General features: G+C 59.2%; 15 protein-coding genes. 4 read left to right on the top strand and 11 right to left on the bottom strand.

The annotated features are described in order from the left end of the window. Positions 1-121 precede the first annotated feature (121 nt). On the top strand, positions 122-1,165 hold the full coding sequence (locus PH558_RS18715) for a glycoside hydrolase family 25 protein (RefSeq protein ID WP_285205940.1): 1,044 nt from the start codon (positions 122-124) through the stop codon (positions 1,163-1,165). A 194-nt stretch (positions 1,166-1,359) separates the two neighbouring features. Further along, the gene (locus PH558_RS18710) at positions 1,360-2,631 is read left to right on the top strand and encodes a L,D-transpeptidase family protein (RefSeq protein ID WP_285205938.1); all 1,272 of its coding nucleotides are present in this window, start codon (positions 1,360-1,362) and stop codon (positions 2,629-2,631) included. On the opposite strand, the gene dnaE is transcribed toward PH558_RS18710, so the two are convergent. Beyond that, a complete protein-coding gene (gene dnaE, locus PH558_RS18705) occupies positions 2,628-6,122 on the bottom strand; it encodes a DNA polymerase III subunit alpha (RefSeq protein WP_285205937.1) in 3,495 nt (1,164 codons plus the stop codon). The genes PH558_RS18710 and dnaE overlap by 4 nt on opposite strands. Positions 6,123-6,477: 355 nt before the next feature. Here dnaE and PH558_RS18700 point away from each other — a divergent pair, with 355 nt between their 5' ends. Then, positions 6,478-7,071, top strand: coding sequence for a hypothetical protein (locus PH558_RS18700; protein WP_285205932.1), 594 nt, complete (start codon positions 6,478-6,480; stop codon positions 7,069-7,071). A gap of 79 nt (positions 7,072-7,150) precedes the next feature. Then, complete coding sequence (locus PH558_RS18695; protein WP_095434526.1) at positions 7,151-7,618, top strand: DUF5680 domain-containing protein; 468 nt, start codon at positions 7,151-7,153, stop codon at positions 7,616-7,618. 9 nt (positions 7,619-7,627) lie between these two features. On the opposite strand, the gene PH558_RS18690 is transcribed toward PH558_RS18695, so the two are convergent. The 10 genes from PH558_RS18690 to nuoL form a co-directional block, all read right to left on the bottom strand. Then, entirely contained in the window at positions 7,628-8,311 is a 684-nt protein-coding gene (locus tag PH558_RS18690) for an ABC transporter ATP-binding protein (RefSeq protein ID WP_095434525.1), read from the bottom strand. A 14-nt stretch (positions 8,312-8,325) separates the two neighbouring features. After that, positions 8,326-9,636 (bottom strand): lipoprotein-releasing ABC transporter permease subunit, encoded by a 1,311-nt coding sequence (locus PH558_RS18685; protein WP_095434524.1) that lies wholly within the window; start codon positions 9,634-9,636, stop codon positions 8,326-8,328. 26 nt (positions 9,637-9,662) lie between these two features. Continuing rightward, complete coding sequence (gene proS, locus PH558_RS18680) at positions 9,663-10,985, bottom strand: proline--tRNA ligase (protein ID WP_285205929.1); 1,323 nt, start codon at positions 10,983-10,985, stop codon at positions 9,663-9,665. Between the two features lie 622 nt (positions 10,986-11,607). Next, complete coding sequence (locus PH558_RS18675) at positions 11,608-11,883, bottom strand: DUF1467 family protein (RefSeq protein WP_095434522.1); 276 nt, start codon at positions 11,881-11,883, stop codon at positions 11,608-11,610. A 149-nt stretch (positions 11,884-12,032) separates the two neighbouring features. After that, the gene (gene mce, locus PH558_RS18670) at positions 12,033-12,437 is read right to left on the bottom strand and encodes a methylmalonyl-CoA epimerase (protein WP_285205927.1); all 405 of its coding nucleotides are present in this window, start codon (positions 12,435-12,437) and stop codon (positions 12,033-12,035) included. Positions 12,438-12,467: 30 nt separating this feature from the next. Continuing rightward, positions 12,468-14,141, bottom strand: coding sequence for a ribonuclease J (locus PH558_RS18665; protein ID WP_095436240.1), 1,674 nt, complete (start codon positions 14,139-14,141; stop codon positions 12,468-12,470). Positions 14,142-14,155: 14 nt separating this feature from the next. Further along, positions 14,156-14,920 carry a biotin--[acetyl-CoA-carboxylase] ligase gene (locus PH558_RS18660; protein WP_285205924.1) on the bottom strand — a complete coding sequence of 255 codons (765 nt, stop codon included), beginning with the start codon at positions 14,918-14,920 and terminating at the stop codon, positions 14,156-14,158. Then, positions 14,920-16,362: an NADH-quinone oxidoreductase subunit NuoN gene (gene nuoN, locus PH558_RS18655; protein ID WP_095434519.1), complete on the bottom strand. Its 1,443-nt coding sequence runs from the start codon at positions 16,360-16,362 to the stop codon at positions 14,920-14,922. Before nuoN ends, PH558_RS18660 begins: the two co-directional genes overlap by 1 nt. Positions 16,363-16,380: 18 nt before the next feature. Continuing rightward, positions 16,381-17,892 (bottom strand): NADH-quinone oxidoreductase subunit M, encoded by a 1,512-nt coding sequence (locus PH558_RS18650; RefSeq protein WP_095434518.1) that lies wholly within the window; start codon positions 17,890-17,892, stop codon positions 16,381-16,383. Then, a complete protein-coding gene (nuoL, locus tag PH558_RS18645) occupies positions 17,892-19,886 on the bottom strand; it encodes an NADH-quinone oxidoreductase subunit L (protein WP_285205922.1) in 1,995 nt (664 codons plus the stop codon). Before nuoL ends, PH558_RS18650 begins: the two co-directional genes overlap by 1 nt.

Here is a 19,886-nt window from a genome sequence, read left to right as displayed (position 1 = left end):
ATTCTTTCGTGCGAAAAAGCTTGGATTCAAACTTTTTTGGTAAATTTCCATTAGGACTTGGATTCTGTGACTTCCGGGCGGCGTGAACTCGTCGCCGAGTGTGTTTTGCGTACGGGTTCCTATGCGTCTATCGGCTGTATCGACCATTTTTCTCGCCTGCCTGACGATTTCAGGCTGCGCCGCTCGAGGTGAGCGCGAAGCCGCGCAAGCCGCACCGCCTTCGAAAGAAGTGACGAGTTCCATTGCAAAGACCAGCAGGCCGGTGCCGTCGGTCGAAATCGGCGAAACGGTTTCGCGCGTGGAGCGACAGCAGGCTCTCGCAGTCGCCATGCCGACGAACCTCCGGCCTGACGGACTTATGCCCTCCGACCAGAGCGGAGACGATGACGCACCAGTCCCGCTGCAACGGCCGCTCGCAATGCTCTCGCCATCGAATCCGGTGCCCCGCGCCCTGCGGCAGCAGCCGATGCAGATCTACAGCCATCGCTTCCGCGACGCCAAGCCGATCAACTTCGGTACGTCCACCTCGCCCCGGAAGCTCGCCGTCCATGGCGTCGACGTCTCGCGCTGGCAGGGCGAAATCGATTGGGACACGCTGCGCACCCAGGGTGCGAACTTCGTCTACATCAAGGCAACGGACGGCGGCGATCATCTCGATCCCATGTTCAAGAAGAACTGGCGTGCCGCCCAGCAGGCCGGCCTGAAGCACGGCGCCTATCACTTCTTCTATTGGTGCCGGACTGCCGGAGAGCAGGCCGACTGGTTCATCCGCAACGTGCCGAAGGAAGCTGGAGCCCTTCCGCCAGTCATCGACGTCGAATGGAACGGTGAGTCGAGCTGCAAGCGGCGTCCTTCGCGCGAGCAGGTTCTCGCCAAGATGCAGGTCTTCATGGACAAGCTCGAAAAGCATTACGGCCAGCGCCCGATCGTCTACACAGCTCCGGATTTCTATCGCGACAATCTGAGCGGCGAACTGCTCGACTACCCCTTCTGGCTGCGCGCCGTGGCTCAACATCCATCCAAGGTCTATCCGGGCCGGAAATGGCTGTTCTGGCAATATTCCGGCTCCGGCGTATCCCACGGCGTCGAAGGCAGGATCGACCTTAACGCTTTCCACGGCAGCGAGCAGGACTGGCACAACTGGGTGGCTTCCAGCGTCCACTGATTCCTAGTTGGTTCAAGATTTCAATCATCGCCGAAGCAGAGTTTGATCGCTCCGCTTCGGCGATGGCGTATTGGGCTGGCGTTCGGCGAACTCACGTCTTCATAGACGCGGAAAGGCATGACCTCTCGGCAAGTCTTCCTTAAACTTCGAAGTCTAACCTTGGGCGCAACGAGTATTGCGTTCTGGTTGTGTCTATGAAGCCATTTTTGTTGCTTGGGCTGGCGCTATTGTCGGCCACCGCCCTTTCTCATCCCGTCTTTGCTGCGCCGGATGCCCGCACCCTTCAGATTGTGGTGTCGAAGGACAGGCAGTCGCTTGCGGTCTATGACGGCGATAAGGTGATCGCGACTTCGAAGGTTTCCACCGGCAAGCGCGGGCACACGACGCCGAGCGGTATCTTCTCCATTCTGGAAAAGAAGGTCTATCACGAGTCCAACCTCTATTCGGCCTCACCCATGCCCTTCATGCAAAGGCTGACCTGGTCAGGGATCGCGCTGCACGAGTCCAACTCGGTGCCGAATTATCCGGCATCGCATGGCTGCGTGCGCATGCCGAAAGCCTTTGCCAAGATGCTTTATCAAATGACGGAGCGCGGCGTACATGTCGTCATCGCCGATCAGCCGCTGGTCCCGCAGCCATTCGAAAACGCGATGCTGTTCCAGCCGCTGGCAGCTCCACCGCCGGCACTGTTTTCGGGCATCGAACTCCGTCCGATGACTGCGAGCTTCCTGCCGCAGGCACAACCGCTGCAGGTCGCGACGAATGACGTAACCTCGATCAAGATACCGAAGGCACAGGAGACTCTAGCGCCACCGGCCGATCCAGCGCCACTCAGCATCCTCATCACCCGACGTGGTCTGCGAGAACACGTGCGCGACCTCCAGGGCATCCTGAACGGAATGGGCTTCATCACCGGAACGCCTGACGGCATGCTCGGACCGGCAACGGTACAGGCGATCGAAGACTTCAAGAAGGCGCATGATATCAAGACGACGGGCGGCCTTGTCAGTCCCGCGCTGATGAAGGCAGTCTATGCCGCCGCCGGCAAGGGCGAACCGCCGAACGGCGCGATCATGGTCCGGCAGAACTTCAAGCCGCTCTTCGAAGGACCGGCCATCATTGCCGAGCCACAAGAAGCGCTCGGTGTGCATTTCTTCACCGCCAACACGATCGACCGGATCAGCGGCAAGGCCGATTGGTTCGGCATGACGCTGGAAGAAGATCTGAGCAAGCAGACGAAAAAGCGCTACGGCATTACCAGCGAGGAGCAATCGCAATCGTTCGACGCAGCCGGACAGGCGCTTAACCGCATCACCATTCCTGACGATATCCGCCATCGCATCGAGGATCTGCTGACATCAGGTTCATCGCTGACGATTTCCGATACCGGCGTCGGACCGGAAACCGGCAACGAGACCGATTTCATTACGATCACCAACAACGGTGCGCTTGGTAAAAAAGGTTAAACAAGCTCCACGTCGATCACGCCGGGTGCCGTGCGCAAGGCAGCGGCGATTTCAGGCGTGATGCGATATTTCTCCGGCAGTGCCACCTCGACCTCGCGCAAGCCCTCTTCCTTGATGACAATGAAGGAAACGAGGCCGTCGCCTTTCGTGTTCAGATGCGCGGCAACGGCTTTCAGCGGGCCGGAATCGCGGACATAGACGCGCAGCGCCTTCTGCATCTGCAACGACTTCTCCTCCAGCGACTGCGCCGTCTGCAGGCGCAGGCTGATGCCTTCCGGGCGCTCGTCCGCCTGGGCCGTGATGACGAAGGATTTGCCGACTTCGAGTACATCGCGATACTGGTTGAGCGTCTCCGAGAAGAGCACGGCTTCGAACTGGCCCGAAGCATCGGAAAAGACGAAGATGCCCATCTTGTTGCCGGTGCGGGTCTTGCGCTCCTGCTTCGAGATGACAGTGCCGGCGAGACGGCCGTTGCTGGCGCCCTGCTTTACGGCGGCGGAGAAATCGGCGAAGGGCTGTACGCGCATCTTGTCGAGCACGCTCTTGTAGGTGTCGAGCGGATGAGCCGTCAGATAGAAGCCGAGCACCTGGAATTCTCGCAGCAGACGCTCCGAGGCGAGCCACGGCGTGTAGGGCGGAAACACGATCTTTTCCGGACCGGAGGCTGCACTCCCGAACATGTCATGCTGGCCGCTGCGCTTGTTTTCCTGCGCCACCTGGGCATAGCCCATGATACGGTCGAGGCCGGCGATCAGCTGGGCGCGGTCGATCTCGAAACAATCGAAAGCGCCGGCACAGATCAGGCTTTCCAGAACGCGACGGTTGATCTGCTTGGGATCGATGCGCAGGCAGAAATCCTCGATGCCGGCAAAGGGTTTGTCGCCGCGCACCTCGACGATATGGTCGACAGCAGATTCGCCGACACCCTTGATGGCGGCCAGAGCATAATAGATACGGTTATCACCCGTCTCGAAATGGCGGAACGAGGTCTGCACCGAGGGCGCGATGACCTCGATGCCCAGCCGCTTGGCATCCTGACGGAAGTCGTTGACCTTTTCGGTGTTGGACATATCGAGCGTCATCGACGCGGCCAGGAACTCCACCGGATAGTGTGCCTTCATATAGGCGGTCTGGTAGGAGACGATCGCGTAGGCGGCGGCATGCGACTTGTTGAAGCCGTAATTGGCGAATTTCGCGAGCAGATCGAAGATGACGTCGGCCTGGCCCTTCGAAACGCCGTTCTTGATGGCGCCATCGACGAAGCGCTCGCGCTGCTGGTCCATCTCCGCCTTGATCTTCTTACCCATGGCGCGGCGCAGAAGATCCGCCTCGCCGAGCGAATAGCCCGAGAGCACCTGGGCGACCTGCATCACCTGTTCCTGGTAGACGATAACGCCCTGGGTTTCCTTGAGAAGATAGTCGATCTTCGGGTGGATCGATTCGATCTCCTCCTCGCCGTGCTTGCGGGCATTATAGACCGGGATGTTCTCCATCGGGCCGGGACGATAGAGCGCCACGAGCGCGATGATATCCTCGATGCAGTCAGGACGCATGCCGATCAGCGCTTTGCGCATGCCCGCACTTTCCACCTGGAACACGCCGACCGTCTCGCCGCGCGAGAGCATCTCATAGCTCAATTTGTCGTCAAGCGGTATGCTGGCAAGATCGATCGAGATGCCGCGCTTAGCAACGAAATCGACCGCCGTCTTCAGGACAGTCAGTGTCTTCAGGCCGAGGAAGTCGAACTTCACCAGACCGGCCTGCTCCACCCATTTCATGTTGAACTGGGTGACCGGCATGTCGGAGCGCGGGTCGCGATACATCGGCACGAGCTTCGACAGCGGACGGTCGCCGATGACGATACCGGCGGCGTGCGTCGAGGCGTGGCGATAGAGGCCTTCGATCTTCTGCGCGATGTCGAGAAGCCGGGCGACGACCGGCTCCTTGTCCGCCTCTTCCTGCAGACGCGGCTCCTCCTCGATCGCCTTGGTCAGCGGCGTCGGATTGGCGGGATTGTTCGGCACCAGCTTGCAGATCTTGTCGACCTGGCCATAGGGCATTTCGAGCACGCGGCCGACGTCGCGCAAGGCTGCGCGCGCCTGCAGCGAACCGAAGGTGATGATCTGCGCCACCTGCTCGCGGCCATATTTGGCCTGCACGTAACGGATCACCTCTTCGCGCCGGTCCTGGCAGAAATCGATATCAAAGTCCGGCATGGAGACGCGTTCCGGATTGAGGAAGCGCTCGAACAGCAACGAAAAGCGCAGCGGATCGACGTCGGTGATGGTCAGAGCATAGGCGACCAGCGAGCCCGCACCGGAACCGCGGCCCGGGCCGACGGGGATATCGTGGCGCTTGGCCCATTTGATGAAGTCCGCAACGATCAGGAAGTAGCCGGGAAACTTCATGCGCTCGATAACGCTCAGTTCGAATTCCAGCCGCTCGCGATAATCCTTCTCCGCATAGCCCGGTGCCATGCCGAGCGAGACGAGACGCTGGTCGAGACCCTCGATCGCCTGAGCGCGCAGCTCGGCGGCCTCGGCACGCTCTGCCTCCTCCGCATCGTCCGTGGCGCCAGTGAAGCGCGGCAGGATCGGCTTGCGGGTCTTCAGGATGAAGGAGCAGCGGCGGGCGATCTCGACCGTGTTCTCCAGCGCTTCGGGCAGATTGGCGAAGAGTTTCGCCATGTCGGCACGGCTCTTGAGATAATGATCCGGCGTCAGGCGGAACCGCGTATCGTCCGAGACAATGGCATTGTGGGCCACCGCCATCAAAGCGTCATGCGCATCATAATCGTCCCGCGTCGGGAAAAAGGCTTCGTTGGTGGCGACGAGCGGAATCTCATGCTCGTAAGCCATCGCGATCATCTTCTGCTCGTGACGGCGATCATAGGTGCCATGACGCTGCAATTCGACATACAACCTATCGCCGAACAGGCGTTTCAGTGTCAAGAGACGGGATAGCGCCTGCGGCGCATGGCCTTCCTTCAACGCCATGTCAACCGGGCCGGTCAGCGAACCGGTGAGTGCGATCAACCCTTCCGTGCCGATCTCGTCCAGCCATGAGGCTGCAATGTGAACGGCATGATTGCCTTCGCCGCCGAGATAGGCGCGGCTAACGAGATCGACGAGGCGCTCGTAGCCCTGCTCGGTGGCGGCAAGCAGCACGATGGATGGCAGCTTCGCCAAGGCCTGCTGCGGCCCGCGCTTCTCGCCCTCGCCGCCGTCTTCCATATCGATCGATACCTGACAGCCGATGATTGGCTGCAGCCCCTCGTCCATCGCTTTCTGCGAGAACTCCAGGGCAACGAACAGATTGTTGGTATCGGTGATGGCAATGGCCGGCTGACTGTCCCCGGCAGCCTTGGCCAATATCTTCTTGAGCGGCAATGCGCCCTCTAGCAGAGAATAGGCGGAATGAACCCTGAGGTGCACGAATTCCGGCATTTCGCCGACCGGCGCTACCGCGCCGCTGCCACCTGCATCCGCCATTTCATACCCTTCCGCAAGCCTGAATGAATCAGAGGCATTTTCGGCATTGCGGACCGTAAAGTCCAGAAGTTGCTCCCATCAAATATGGGAACAGCATGTGCAAATGGGGGACAAAACTCACATCGCCATCATGATGAGGGAAAAGCTGGCAACGAACATGACGATGGAAGTGAATGCTGCAACGTCTCGAATAATGTCGGTCATCTAAGCGCTCCTTACTCGTTATGTTTCTTTTTTGTTCCATTTTTGTTCGAGAGTCAATAGATGCATCAAGAAATTTCATCAGACGGCTTTTCAGCCTGTAATGGACGTCGGGGCGGCCCGGCGCTATGCAGAGGCAAACCGGGAGATCACGATGAAGTCCCTTGGCTGCGCTCTCATTCTTCTTTTGACTGCAACTGCGGCTCGCGCCGAAGACACGATCACCTCAGACCGCATCCTCGACGCGGCGATCGGCGATTGGAATAAGGACGGCAATCCGGACCTCGCATTGCTGGTAACGATGCCGCCGAACGACCATGCCGATTATGAGATCGGGATCTATATCTATCTCCGCGACAAGGAACATGAGCTACTGAAGCTGGCCGCCGCCGCTCCCGATAAGGTATGGGGTCGCGCAGAGCCCGGCGGCATCTACGGCCAGGAACCCTCGATCGCCGCGCTGCCGAACGGTTCAATCGCGATCAGTTCGCAGAACGATGCTATCGGGCGCGACCGCTGGCACCAGACGCTGACACTTGCCTACCGCAACAACGCATTTTTGGTTGCCGGCTATAGCTACGATTTTCGTGACAACCTTGAACCCAACAACAGCTATAGCTGCGATTACAACGTTCTGACTGGCAAGGTGGCAAAGGACAGCAAGATGCTGAAGGCCGATGCCAAGACGGTGAGCATACAGGACTGGCAGGACGATATCGGTCAGAAGGCCTGTAGAAACGGCCAATAGCATCACATGTTCTCTTTTTGTTCTTTACAAAAGTCACGTTGAATGACATCTTGGCCGCTCACCAAAATTGGAGAGGGTCATGCCGGATCTTGCCGAGCTGAACGATTTTATTGTCGCTGCCAAAGCCGAGACCTATGTCGGCGACGGCGAGAGGCTGCCGTCATGCCGAAGCGGCTCGCATGACATTGGTTATGCGAGCGGCCGCTGGCGTTATCTCGACAGCTATTTCGGCGGCACGGATTTCGCGGGACAGGAACTCGTCTGGCATGACGACGAGCCGGTCTGGGCCATGAACTATTTCGGCCATATCGTCGAGCCCGATCTGATCGACGGCACCCGCGCGGGCATGGTTATCAAGGCGGCACTTCTGCGCCTCTATCAGGATGAAAAACGCTTTCTAGGCGGCTTCGAATTCGAACACGTCTACGGCCGCTATATCGACCGCAGCACCGGATCGTGCGACCACTTTATCGGGCACGAAGCCATCATGGTGAAAGAGCGCAAGGCCTATGAGCTGGATTATCGCGGTGGCCTGATCGTTCCGTGACGGGAGCGATTAAACCTCGACCACTTTGCCTTCACTTAGCGTGACACGGCGATCCATGCGGGCTGCGAGCTCGTGATTGTGGGTGGCAATCAACGCCGCGAGACCCGACTGACGCACCAGTGCTTCCAGCGCATCGAAGACGTAATGCGCGGTCGCCGGGTCGAGATTGCCGGTGGGCTCGTCGGCCAGCAGCACCAGCGGCGCATTGGCGACGGCACGGGCGATCGCGACACGCTGCTGCTCGCCGCCGGAGAGCTCGGCGGGGCGATGATCGGCGCGATGGCCGATGCGCATGTAGTCGAGAAGCTGAGAAGCGCGCTCGCTCGCATCTTTACGCGAGAGCCCGGAAATGAGCTGCGGCATCATGATATTCTCGAGAGCCGAGAACTCGGGCAGCAGGTGATGGAACTGATAGACGAAGCCGATTTCGCTGCGGCGCACGGCCGTCCGCCTATCATCGGACAAGCCTTCGCAGGCCTGACCGTTGACGAGTACCTCGCCGCCATCCGGATGCTCAAGCAGCCCGGCCACATGGAGAAGCGTCGATTTCCCCGTGCCTGACGGCGCAACAAGCGCGACGATCTCGCCGCTGCGCAAAGTGAAATCGGCACCCTTCAGGATCGACAGCCGTGTCTCGCCCTGCCCGTAGTGACGCTCCACGCCAGAGAGCTGGAGAACGACGTTGCGTTTCATCAAATGGAATATCCTTATTCGTAGCGCAGCGCCTGCACCGGATCCAGCCGCGAGGCCCGCCAGGCCGGAAAGATGGTGGCAAGGAAGGATAGAGTGAGCGCCATCACGATGACGGAGATGGTCTCACCGAGATTCATCTCGGCCGGCAATTTGCTGAGGAAATAGACCTCCGGATTGAAAATCACGGTGCCGGAAATCCAGGAGAAGAACTGGCGGATGGATTCGATATTGAGGCAGACCAGGACGCCGAGTATGACGCCTGCAAACGTTCCGACAACACCGATCGCCGCGCCCGTCATGAAAAAGATGCGCATGATCGCGCCCGATGTCGCCCCCATGGTGCGCAGGATGGCGATGTCGCTGCCCTTATCCTTTACCAACATGATCAGGCCGGAAATGATATTCAGCGCGGCGACGAGAACGATCAACGTTAGGATCATGAACATCGTGTTGCGCTCGACCTGCAGCGCCGAGAAGAAAGTGGCGTTGACCTGCCGCCAGTCCGTCAGGAAGATCTGCCGCCCGGCCGCCTCTTCGATCTTCGGCCGCAGCTGATCGACGTCATCCGGATTGGTGATGAAGAGCTCGATCTTCTCGACGATGCCTTCGGCATTGAAGAAGACCTGCGCTTCTTCGAGCGGCATGAAGACGACGGAGGAATCATACTCCGACATGCCGACCTCGAAGATACCAGAGATGGTATAGGCTTTGACGCGCGGGTTGACACCAAAAGGCGTCACATCGCCATCCGGTGCCGTAAGGGTGATCTGATCGCCGACCGTCAGGCCCAATTGCCGGGCAAGCCGGCTACCAACGAGGACACCCTGTCCCGAAGCGAAGCCGACCATATCGCCGGAGACAACGTGATCGGAGACCGATTTGAGCTTGGTCAAATCTTCCGGGCGGATGCCGCGCACCAGCGCGCCAGTGCCGGAGCCGCCGCGGCCGGAGGCGAGCGTTTCCCCCTCGACGAGCGGTAAGGCCATGGTGACGCCCGGAACGGCAGAAAACTTCTTCGCCAGATCGGCATAGTCGTTCAGCGGCGAATCAATCGGCTGAACGACGACATGACCGTTGAAGCCAAGAATCTGTTTGAATAGCTCGGCACGGAAACCGTTCATGACGGCCATGACGATGATCAGCGCGGCGACGCCGAGCATGATGCCGACCAGGGAGAAGCCAGCAATGACCGAAATCGAGGCTTCCTTGCGCCGGGAGCGCAGGTAGCGCCAAGCCACAAGCCGTTCGAAACCGGAAAACGGGCGAGACGATGGGCCGGCCTTGAACGAATTTTCCTGCTGTTCCACTGCCGCGCTCACCGCCATTCGCCTTTCATCCTTTGTATCGTCAATCAGCCTGCCAGCCGATTGATCGCTGCTTCGACCGTCATCGTCTCGCGAGCGCCGGTCTTGCGGTCCTTCAACTCCACTTCGCCGTTCGCGATCGAACGCGGACCAACGATGATCTGCACAGGCACGCCGATCAGATCGGCGGTCGCGAACTTCGTTCCGGCGCGCTCGTCACGATCGTCGTACAGCACATCCTTGCCGGCCTTCGACAAAGCGGCGTAGACAGTTTCGCAAGCTTCATCGCAGGCATGGTCGCCAGCCTTCATGTTGATCACCACGGCGTCAAAAGGCGCGACCGAAGCCGGCCAGATGATTCCATTCTCATCATGCGATGCTTCGATGATGGCGGGAACAAGGCGTGTCGGGCCTATACCGTAAGATCCCATGTGGACAGCATGTTCCTTACCGTCCGGACCTTGTACCTTGGCACCCATCGGCTCGGAATACTTCGTGCCGAAATAGAAGATGTGGCCGACCTCGATGCCGCGTGCAGACAGGCGATCGCCTTCCGGGATGGCGTTAAAGGCGGCTTCGTCATGCATTTCCGAGGTGGCGGCATAGACCGAGGTCCACTTGTCGAAAATCCCCTTCAGGCCGGCGGCATCATCGAAATTGGTGTCTTCGCCGGGAATGTCGAAATTGACGAAATCCTTGTGGCAGAAAACTTCCGACTCGCCGGTGTCGGCGAGAATGATGAATTCGTGGCTGAGATTGCCGCCGATCGGGCCGGTATCTGCCCGCATAGGGATGGCTCTCAGGCCGAGACGATTGAAGGTGCGCAGATAGGCGGCGAACATCTTGTTATAAGATTGCACTGCACCTTCCTGCGTCAGATCGAAGGAATAGGCATCCTTCATCATAAATTCGCGCGAGCGCATCGTGCCGAAACGCGGACGGATTTCGTCACGGAACTTCAGCTGGATATGATAAAGGTTCAGCGGCAAGTCCTTGTAAGACTTGATATAGGACCGGAAGATGTCGGTGACCATTTCCTCATTGGTCGGGCCATAGAGCATGGGCCGATCCTGTCGGTCCTTGATGCGCAGCATCTCCTTGCCGTAGGCGTCATAACGGCCGCTTTCCTGCCAGAGCTCAGCCGACTGCAGCGTCGGCATCGACAGCTCGATGGCGCCGGAGCGGTTCTGCTCTTCGCGGATGATCTTGTTGACCTTGTCCAGCACGCGTTTGCCCAATGGCAGCCAAGAATAGATGCCCTGCGACTGTTGCCGGATCATGCCGGTGCGCAGCATGAGCCGATGGGAAACAATTTCAGCCTCCTTGGGATTTTCCTTCAGGATCGGCATGAAGTAACGAGACAGACGCATGACGCTTGTTCCAGATGGTTTAACGTTCCGCTCCCGGCGGAATCGTTAGCAAATTATGTACTGGAGGCAGTTCATAACTGCTTCGGCGCAGGAAGGAAACCCGCATTCTTCAATAGAAGAATTTCACAAAAGCCTGAGAATACAGGGGATAGAGCCTATTTTCGATGTTTCGAAAAAGCGCACGTTTATAAGGATTTACGACGGAAATTCGTCAACAGAAAAATTCTGCGCGGCTGTAGCAAAAAAGCAAAAAAAAGGATGACAAAGCTCAATGTTTGAGCTAATTTTAGCTCACAAAAGAGGCAGGAAGGCTAAATTCTTGCCGTTTCGCGGTCAAGTCTTGGGAGGATCAGATCTTAGGCGCGCTCGTTCGCTGCCCCGGTAACGGATAAGGATCACGCGATACTTTAAAACAAGGCTTTTAGCCTTGTTTTTTTTTGCTTTCTCAGCTTAGCGTCAACTGGCCACTGATTTGCGCGAAACACTCGGCTCGTGCTTCTGCTGAAATAATATACACAGACTGTAAATTCTTTGCGCCACGCTCATGACACGCGTGTGACGAATTGATGGCGATCGCAAGGCACCCGCATTCCGAGCACCTTTAATCTACAGCTGTCATAGATCACTTGTAGCTTGGAACGATCTGCGGAATGGAATCTATACTCAGCCCGAAATAACGCGAGGCGATATACCAGGCGCCATAAATAAAGGCCGATACCAGCGTTGTGACTAGCACGACCCGCCAAGCACGAAATTTCGTCGGCGCGCTTTCGACCGTACCCAGGATGACATGGTCATCCTCGGACTGAGTGCGCAGGCCAAAGGGTAGAACGGCGAAAAGCGTAATCCACCAGATGACGAAATAGACGGCGAAACCGGCGGCAATCTGCTGTGCCATTGTGCTCCCTTCGAGACGAGCCTGCTCGTCTCCTCCTCTTCCAAACTGCTTATAGGGGCAAAGCAGTCGTCTTTCAAAGCGCCGATCAGCGCACTTAAAGCAGATTCAGATTTTAGGCCAGTTCCGCCAAAAATCATCCGGCTCTGATGTCACACCTGCTCAAGCTCGATGAGCGTGCCGAAGAAATCCTTCGGATGCAGGAAGAGTACAGGCTTGCCATGCGCGCCGATCCTCGGCTCGCCATTGCCCAGCACGCGTGCACCGCTGGAAACCAGCCGATCGCGTGCCGCCAGGATATCAGCAACTTCATAACAGATATGGTGCATGCCGCCATCTGGGTTCTTGGCGAGGAAGGAGGCGATGGGCGAAGCTTCGCCCAAGGGCTCGAGCAGCTCGACCTTGCTGTTCGGCAGCTCGACGAAAACCACAGTTACGCCGTGTTCCGGAAGTGCCTGCGGCTGAGAGACGGTAGCACCGAGTGTTTCAAGATAGGTCTTGGAAGCCGCGGCGATGTCCGGCACGGCTATCGCGATATGATTGATACGTCCCAGCACGGCACTCTCCTCCCCAATCGGCCGTTGAACTCAGCCGCCAGTGCGCGTGATGAATACGGTCACGACCGGCTTCTTGCCCCAGCCCTGGTTGGCGGCGGCACGCACCGCGCGGCGTACAGCCTCCTGCAGCATGTCCAGATCCTTGCGGCGCGCGCGCGGAATGCTTTCGATGGCACTGACGATGGCGTCAAAGAGCGTGTCCTCCATCTCCTCGCCTTCATCATCATAAGCCGGCAGGCCGATCGGGACGACATCGGGATCGCCGACGATATCATAACGGGCATCGAGCACGACATTGACGGCGACATGGCCGACATAGGAGAGCTTCTTGCGCTCGCCGATACCCATCTCGTCGAAATCGCCGATCAGAATACCGTCCTTGAAGATGCGTCCATGCGGCGCCTCACCGATGACCTCGACGGGACCCGGTGCAAGGCGCACGACATCGCCATTGCGCACGCGCGGCACGGTGGCAATGCCGCTTTGCTCGGCCAGTTCCTTGTGCGCGGTCAGATGCGTCGCTTCGCCGTGCACGGGGATGACGACCTTCGGGCGCGTCCACTCGTACATCTTCTGCAATTCGTTGCGCCGGGGGTGGCCGGAGACATGCACAAGCGCTTCTGCGTCCGTCACCACATGCACGCCCTGCTCGATCAAGCCGTTCTTGATGTCCTGAATGGCCTTCTCATTGCCGGGAATAGCGCGCGAGGAGAAAACAACGATATCACCAGCGGCCAGTGCGACATTGCGCATCTCATCCCGGGAGAGCTTGGCAAGCGCTGCACGCGGCTCGCCCTGGCTGCCGGTCAGGATGACCACGACCTTATCGCGCGGGATATAGCCATACTCGTCTTCAGCGATGAAGGGCTTGATACCTTCCATGAGGCCGATATCGCGGGCAACATCGACGACGCGCTTCAGCGAGCTGCCGAGCAGCAGCACTTCGCGGCCGGCGGCTTCGGCAGCCTCGGCAATGGTACGGATACGGCCGACATTCGAGGAGAAAGTGGTGATTGCCACCCTGCCCTCGGCATCCTCGATGATCTTGCGCAGACTTTCCGAGACGTCCTTTTCCGAAGGCGAGACGCCATCGCGCAACGCATTGGTGGAATCGCACATTAACGCCAGCACGCCTTCGTCGCCAAGCTGGCGGAAGCGGGTTTCATCGGTCAACGGCCCAAGCGAGGGTTCGTGATCAATCTTCCAATCGCCCGTATGGACGACATTGCCGAGCGGCGTGCGGATCATCAGCGACATCGGCTCGGGGATCGAGTGATTGACGGCCACGCCCTCGATCTCGAAGGGGCCGACATTGATGCGATCACCAGCCTTGAAGAGCGTCACCGGGATTTCGCCCATCGACTTCTCGTAATCGCGCTTGGCTTCAAGAAGGCCAGCGGTGAAGGCAGAGGCATAGATCGGAACATTCAGGCCCGGCCAGAGATCGTTCAATGCGCCATAGTGATCCTCATGGGCATGGGTGATGATGATACCCTTGAGGTTCTTGCGTTCCTTGGCGAGGAAACGGATATCCGGCAAGACGAGATCGACGCCAGGCAGATCCGGCCCCGGAAAGGTGACGCCGCAATCGACCATGATCCATTGACGCTGCTCCGCCGGGCCATAGCCGTAGAGCGCGAGATTCATGCCGATTTCGCCGACGCCGCCGAGGGGCAGAAACACCAGTTCATCTTGCTTCGCCATATGATCCCCAACCATTATCTAAAGAAAACGTCACCCGCCGCGATCGGCATGATCCTGCCGTCCTCGGTTTCAAGCATCAACAAGCCATTATCATCGATTCCCGAGAAATGGCCCGAAATCGAGCGATCCGGCAAGTTTACCGTGATCTTTTCCCCGATGCCGCATGCAAATTCGCGCCAGCGCGCGGTGATCTCGCGAACACCCTTGCCGCAGTTCCAGACACCGAGCGCCTCGGCCATATCGGCGTAAAGATGGGCAAACAGCTCGTCCGGCGACACCATCGAGCCCTGCTGTCTGAGGCAGGTGACGGGATACATCGGATTGTCAGGCATGACTGCAATGTTGATGCCGATGCCGATGACCAGCGCATAACGCCCATCCGGCAAAGCTTCGCCTTCAATCAGAGTGCCGCAGGTCTTCTTGCGACCGATCAGGATATCGTTCGGCCATTTGATTTCTGCAGGTTCTGCGGCCAACGGCAGCACGCCTCGCACCGCCTGATGCACGGCAACCGCGACCGCAAGCGGCAGCGAGCCGAGGCGGTCCATTGGAGCGGGATCGATCAGAAGGAGAGATGCGTAGAGATTGCCGGCTTCCGACACCCAAGGGCGACCGCGGCGACCGCGTCCTCCCGTCTGACGCTCGGCGGTCACCCAAAGGTTCCCGGGGTCGCCGGCGCGTGCCCGCTCGAGGCACACGCTATTCGTAGACGACGTCTCTTGAAGGGCATCGTGCCGGAAGTCGGCGAGCGACTTCCGGCTGTTCATGTCAGACGCCATCAAAACAGCGTGGCAGCAGCGAGATCGGCAGCTCCGCCGATTGCACCGCCGAAGAAGACATAGGTGATGACGAACAGGCCGGAGAGGCCGAAGACGAGGCGCAGCGAACCGGCCGTGCGCGTGAACTCGTCCTTGGCTTCATCGAACCACATCACCTTGATGACGCGCAGATAGTAATAAGCGCCGACGACCGAGGCGAGAACACCGATGATGGCGAGCGCATAGAGATGCGCCTGGATGGCGGCGACGAAGACAAAGTACTTTCCGAAAAAGCCTGCGAGCGGCGGGATGCCCGCCAGCGAGAACATCAGCGCCGTCAGAACGACCGCCATGAACGGGTTCGTCGTGGAGAGGCCAGCGAGATCTTCGATGCTTTCGACCTGACGGCCGTCCTTGCGGCGCATCGCCATGATGATGGCGAAGGAGCCGAGCGTCATGACCATATAGATGACCATGTAGAGCATGACGCCAGATACGCCGGTCTTGGTGCCGGCGGCGAGGCCGACGAGCGCATAGCCCATGTGACCGATCGACGAATAGGCCATCAGTCGCTTGAAGTTGCGCTGACCGATCGCCGCGAAGGAGCCGAGCAACATCGAGGCGATCGAGATGAACACGATGATCTGCTGCCAGTCGGCGAGCACCGGATGAAAAGCGGTGACGACGATGCGGGTCAGGATCGCCATGGCGGCAACCTTCGGCGCAGCCGCGAAGAAGGCGGTAACCGGCGTCGGCGCACCTTCATAAACGTCCGGCGTCCACATGTGGAACGGCACGGCGGAGATCTTGAAGGCGAGACCCGCGAGAACGAAGACCAGACCGAAGACGAGGCCGAGCGAGCGGGTCTCGGCGCTGAGTGCGGTCGCGATCGCATCGAAGGTCGTGTGCCCAGTGAAGCCGTAGACCAGCGACATACCGTAGAGCAGCATACCGGAGGACAGCGCGCCGAGCACGAAGTACTTCAGGCCAGCTTCGGTCGACTTGATGCTGTCGCGATTGATGGCGGCCACGACATAAAGGGCCAGCGACTGCAGTTCCAGCGACAGGTAGAGTGAGATCAGGTCGTGCGCCGAGATCATCAGCAGGATGCCGAGGGTCGCGAGCACAAGCAGCACCGGGAACTCGAAGCGATCGAGCTGCTGCTCGCGCGCCTGCCCCATGCTGAGGAACATGGCGACGATCGAGCCGATCAGCGCGACGATCTTCATGAAGCGGGAGAACCCGTCGGCGAGATAGGCGCCGCCATAAGCCAGGCCCTCGCCCGGCACGAAGATGATCCAGAGACCTGCCACCGCGAGAACCGCGATGGCAAGACCAGTGACCGTGGGGCCAGATCGCTCGCCCGAGAAGACGCCGATCATGAGCAACGCAAGCGCACCGACCGCGAGGATGAGCTCCGGAATGGAAAGATGCAGGCTTGCAAGAATTGTGTCAGCAGTCATGTCGAATAGGTCCCGTCATCAATTCATCGACAGCGCAACATTCTGCGCAGCGTGCAGGGCAGCGGTATAATTGTTCACCAGCAGATCCACCGATGCCGCCGTGGCATCGAAGATCGGAGCCGGATAGACACCGAAGAGGATCGTCAAAGCGATCAGCGGATAGAGGATCAGCTGTTCACGCGGCGACAGATCCAGGAGCTTCTTCAGGTTTTCCTTCTCCAGTGCGCCGAAAATCACGCGGCGGTAGAGCCAGAGCGCGTAAGCCGCCGACAGGATCACGCCGGTCGCGGCAAAGAGCGCAACCCAGGTGTTGGCGCGGAAGACGCCGATCAGGGTCAGGAATTCGCCGATGAAGCCGGAGGTGCCGGGCAGACCGACATTGGCCATGGTGAAGACCATCATGGCGACGGCATATTTCGGCATGTTGTTGACCAAGCCGCCGTAAGCCGCGATTTCGCGGGTATGGGTACGGTCATAGATCACGCCGACGCAGAGGAAGAGCGCGCCCGAGACGATACCGTGCGACAGCATCTGGAAGATCGCACCCTGGACACCCTGCTGGTTGGCCGCGAAGATACCCATCGTCACGTAGCCCATGTGGGCGACCGACGAATAGGCGATCAGCTTCTTGATGTCGTCCTGCATCATCGCCACCAGCGAGGTGTAGATGATGGCGATGACCGAAAGGGCGAAGACGAGTGGCGCGAAATATTCCGACGCGTTCGGGAACATGCCGAGCGAGAAGCGGATAAGGCCGTAGCCGCCGAGCTTCAAGAGAACGCCAGCCAGGATGACCGAGCCTGCCGTCGGCGCCTGAACGTGCGCGTCGGGGAGCCAGGTGTGGACCGGCCACATCGGCATCTTTACCGCGAAGGAGGCGAAGAAGGCGAGCCATAGCCAGGTCTGCAGCTGCGGCGGGAACTTGTAAGCAAGCAGCGTCGGGATGTCGGTCGTACCGGCCTGCCAGTACATCGCCATGATGGCGAGCAGCATCAGAACCGAGCCGAGCAGCGTGTAGAGGAAGAACTTGTAGCTGGCGTAGACGCGGTCCTTGCCGCCCCAGACGCCGATGATCAGGAACATCGGGATGAGGCCGGCTTCGAAGAAGACGTAGAACAGCACGATATCAAGCGAGACGAACACGCCGATCATCATCGTCTCGAGGACGAGGAAGGCGATCATGTAGTCCTTCAGGCGCTTTTCGACCGAGAGCCAGCTTGCGAGCACGCAGAAGGGCATCAGGAAGGTCGACAGGATGACGAACAGCATGGAAATGCCGTCGACGCCCATGTGATAGCTGATGCCGCCCGTCAGCCACTCATGCTTTTCGACGAGCTGGAAGCCCGGATTGGCATTGTCGAACCAGATCCATACGAACAGCGACACGATGAAGGTGACGATGGTCGTCGCCAGCGAGATGTTCAGGACATTCCGGCGGCCATGGGCGCCGTTCTCCTGCGTGAACAGCAGAAGGAGAACGCCCACCAGCGGCAGGAAGGTGACCGTTGAAAGAATGGGCCAATCGGTCATCAGAGGGAACTCCCGAGCATCATCCAGGTAACGAGGGCTGCGATACCGAGCAGCATCGCGAAGGCATAGTGATAGAGGTAGCCGGTCTGCAGGCGCACGACGCGGTTGGTGACATCGACGACGCGGGCGGCAATGCCGTTCGGGCCGATGGTGTCGATGACCCCGATATCGCCCTTCTTCCAGAGGAAGCGGCCAAGCGCCTTGGCGGAGCGGACGAAGAGGAAGTCGTAGAGTTCGTCGAAGTACCACTTGTTCAGCAGGAACTCGTAGAGGACGCGCTGCTGCTGAGCGAGGCGGCGCGGCGTTTCCGGCGACCTGATGTAGAAGTACCAGGCGGTAACGAGACCGAGGAGCATGGCGATGAAGGGGCTGAGCTCAACCCAGACCGGCGCATGTTCCATTTCCTCGAGGATCTTGTTGTCCGGCAGCGTGAACAGCGCATGCTTCCAGAATTCCTCGTAGGCGTGACCTACGAAATCGGCGTTGAAATACATGCCCGCGGCAACGGCGCCGATCGCCAGCAGATAAAGCGGGATCAGCATGACGTTCGGCGATTCATGCACGTGGTGCATGACCTCGTGCGAAGCGCGCGGCTTGCCGAAGAAGGTCATGAAGATCAGGCGCCAGGAATAGAAGCTGGTGAACATCGCAGCGATGACCAGCAGCGTGAAGGCGAAACCGGCGGCTGCGTTGTGCGAGGCGAAGGCCGCCAGGATGATCGCATCCTTGGAGAGGAAGCCGGCAAAGCCGATATGAGTCAGCGGAATGCCGACGCCGGTGATCGCCAGCGTGCCGATAATCATCATCCAGAAGGTCTTCTGGATATGGGGGCGAAGGCCACCCATATGACGCATGTCCTGCTCGCCATCGACGGCGTGGATGACCGAGCCGGCGCAGAGGAAAAGCAGAGCCTTGAAGAAGGCGTGGGTGAAGAGATGGAAGATCGCAGCACCGTAAGCGCCGACGCCGAGGGCGACGAACATGTAGCCAAGCTGCGAACAGGTCGAGTAAGCAATGACGCGCTTGATGTCGTTCTGCACGAGTCCGACAGTCGCGGCAAAGAAGGCCGTGATCGCGCCGATGATGGTGACGAAGGTCAGCGCATCCTGCGACAGTTCGAAGATCGGCGACATACGGGCGACGAGGAAGACGCCGGCGGTGACCATGGTGGCGGCATGAATAAGCGCGGAAACCGGCGTCGGGCCTTCCATGGCGTCCGGCAGCCAGGTGTGCAGCAGGAACTGCGCCGATTTACCCATCGCGCCCATGAACAGCAGCAGGCAGACGGTCGTCAGTGCGTGACCGCGATCGAGATGCATGCCGAGGAAATTGAGCACGATATCGGTCGGCTGGCCGCCCTGCCCGGAAGCAAAGCTCTGGGCATTGCCGAAAATGACATCGAAATTGATCGAGCCGAAGAGGACGAAGACGCCTGCGATGCCGAGAACGAAGCCGAAGTCGCCAACGCGGTTGACGATGAAGGCCTTCATCGCGGCGGCCGAGGCGGACGGCTTCTTGAACCAGAAACCGATCAGCAGATAGGAGGCGAGACCGACGCCTTCCCAGCCGAAGAACATCTGGGCGAGGTTATCGGAGGTCACCAGCATCAGCATGGCGAAGGTGAAGAGCGAGAGATAGGCGAAGAAGCGCGGACGATGCGGATCGTGATGCATGTATCCGATCGAATAGACGTGAACCAGGGTCGAAACCGAGTTCACGACGATCAACATCACCGAGGTCAGCGTGTCGACGCGCAGCGCCCAGGAAACGTCGATGCCGCCGGACTGGATCCAGCGCAAGACTTCAACCTTGATCGGGCCATCCGTATGGCCAAGCGCCACCGTGAAGAAGACGATCCATGAAAGGACGGCCGCAATGATCATCAGGCCGGTGGTAACATATTCCGAAGCCTTGGCGCCGATCGCGCGGCCGAAAAGGCCGGCGATGATCGCGCCAATCAGGGGAAGAAAGACGATAGCCTTATATAAGAACAT

The sequence above is a fragment of the Rhizobium pantanalense genome (assembly GCF_030182525.1).
Lineage (GTDB): Bacteria > Pseudomonadota > Alphaproteobacteria > Rhizobiales > Rhizobiaceae > Rhizobium.
Note: the sequence above shows the minus strand (reverse complement) of the source record. Positions and strands in the feature narration are given on the sequence as shown.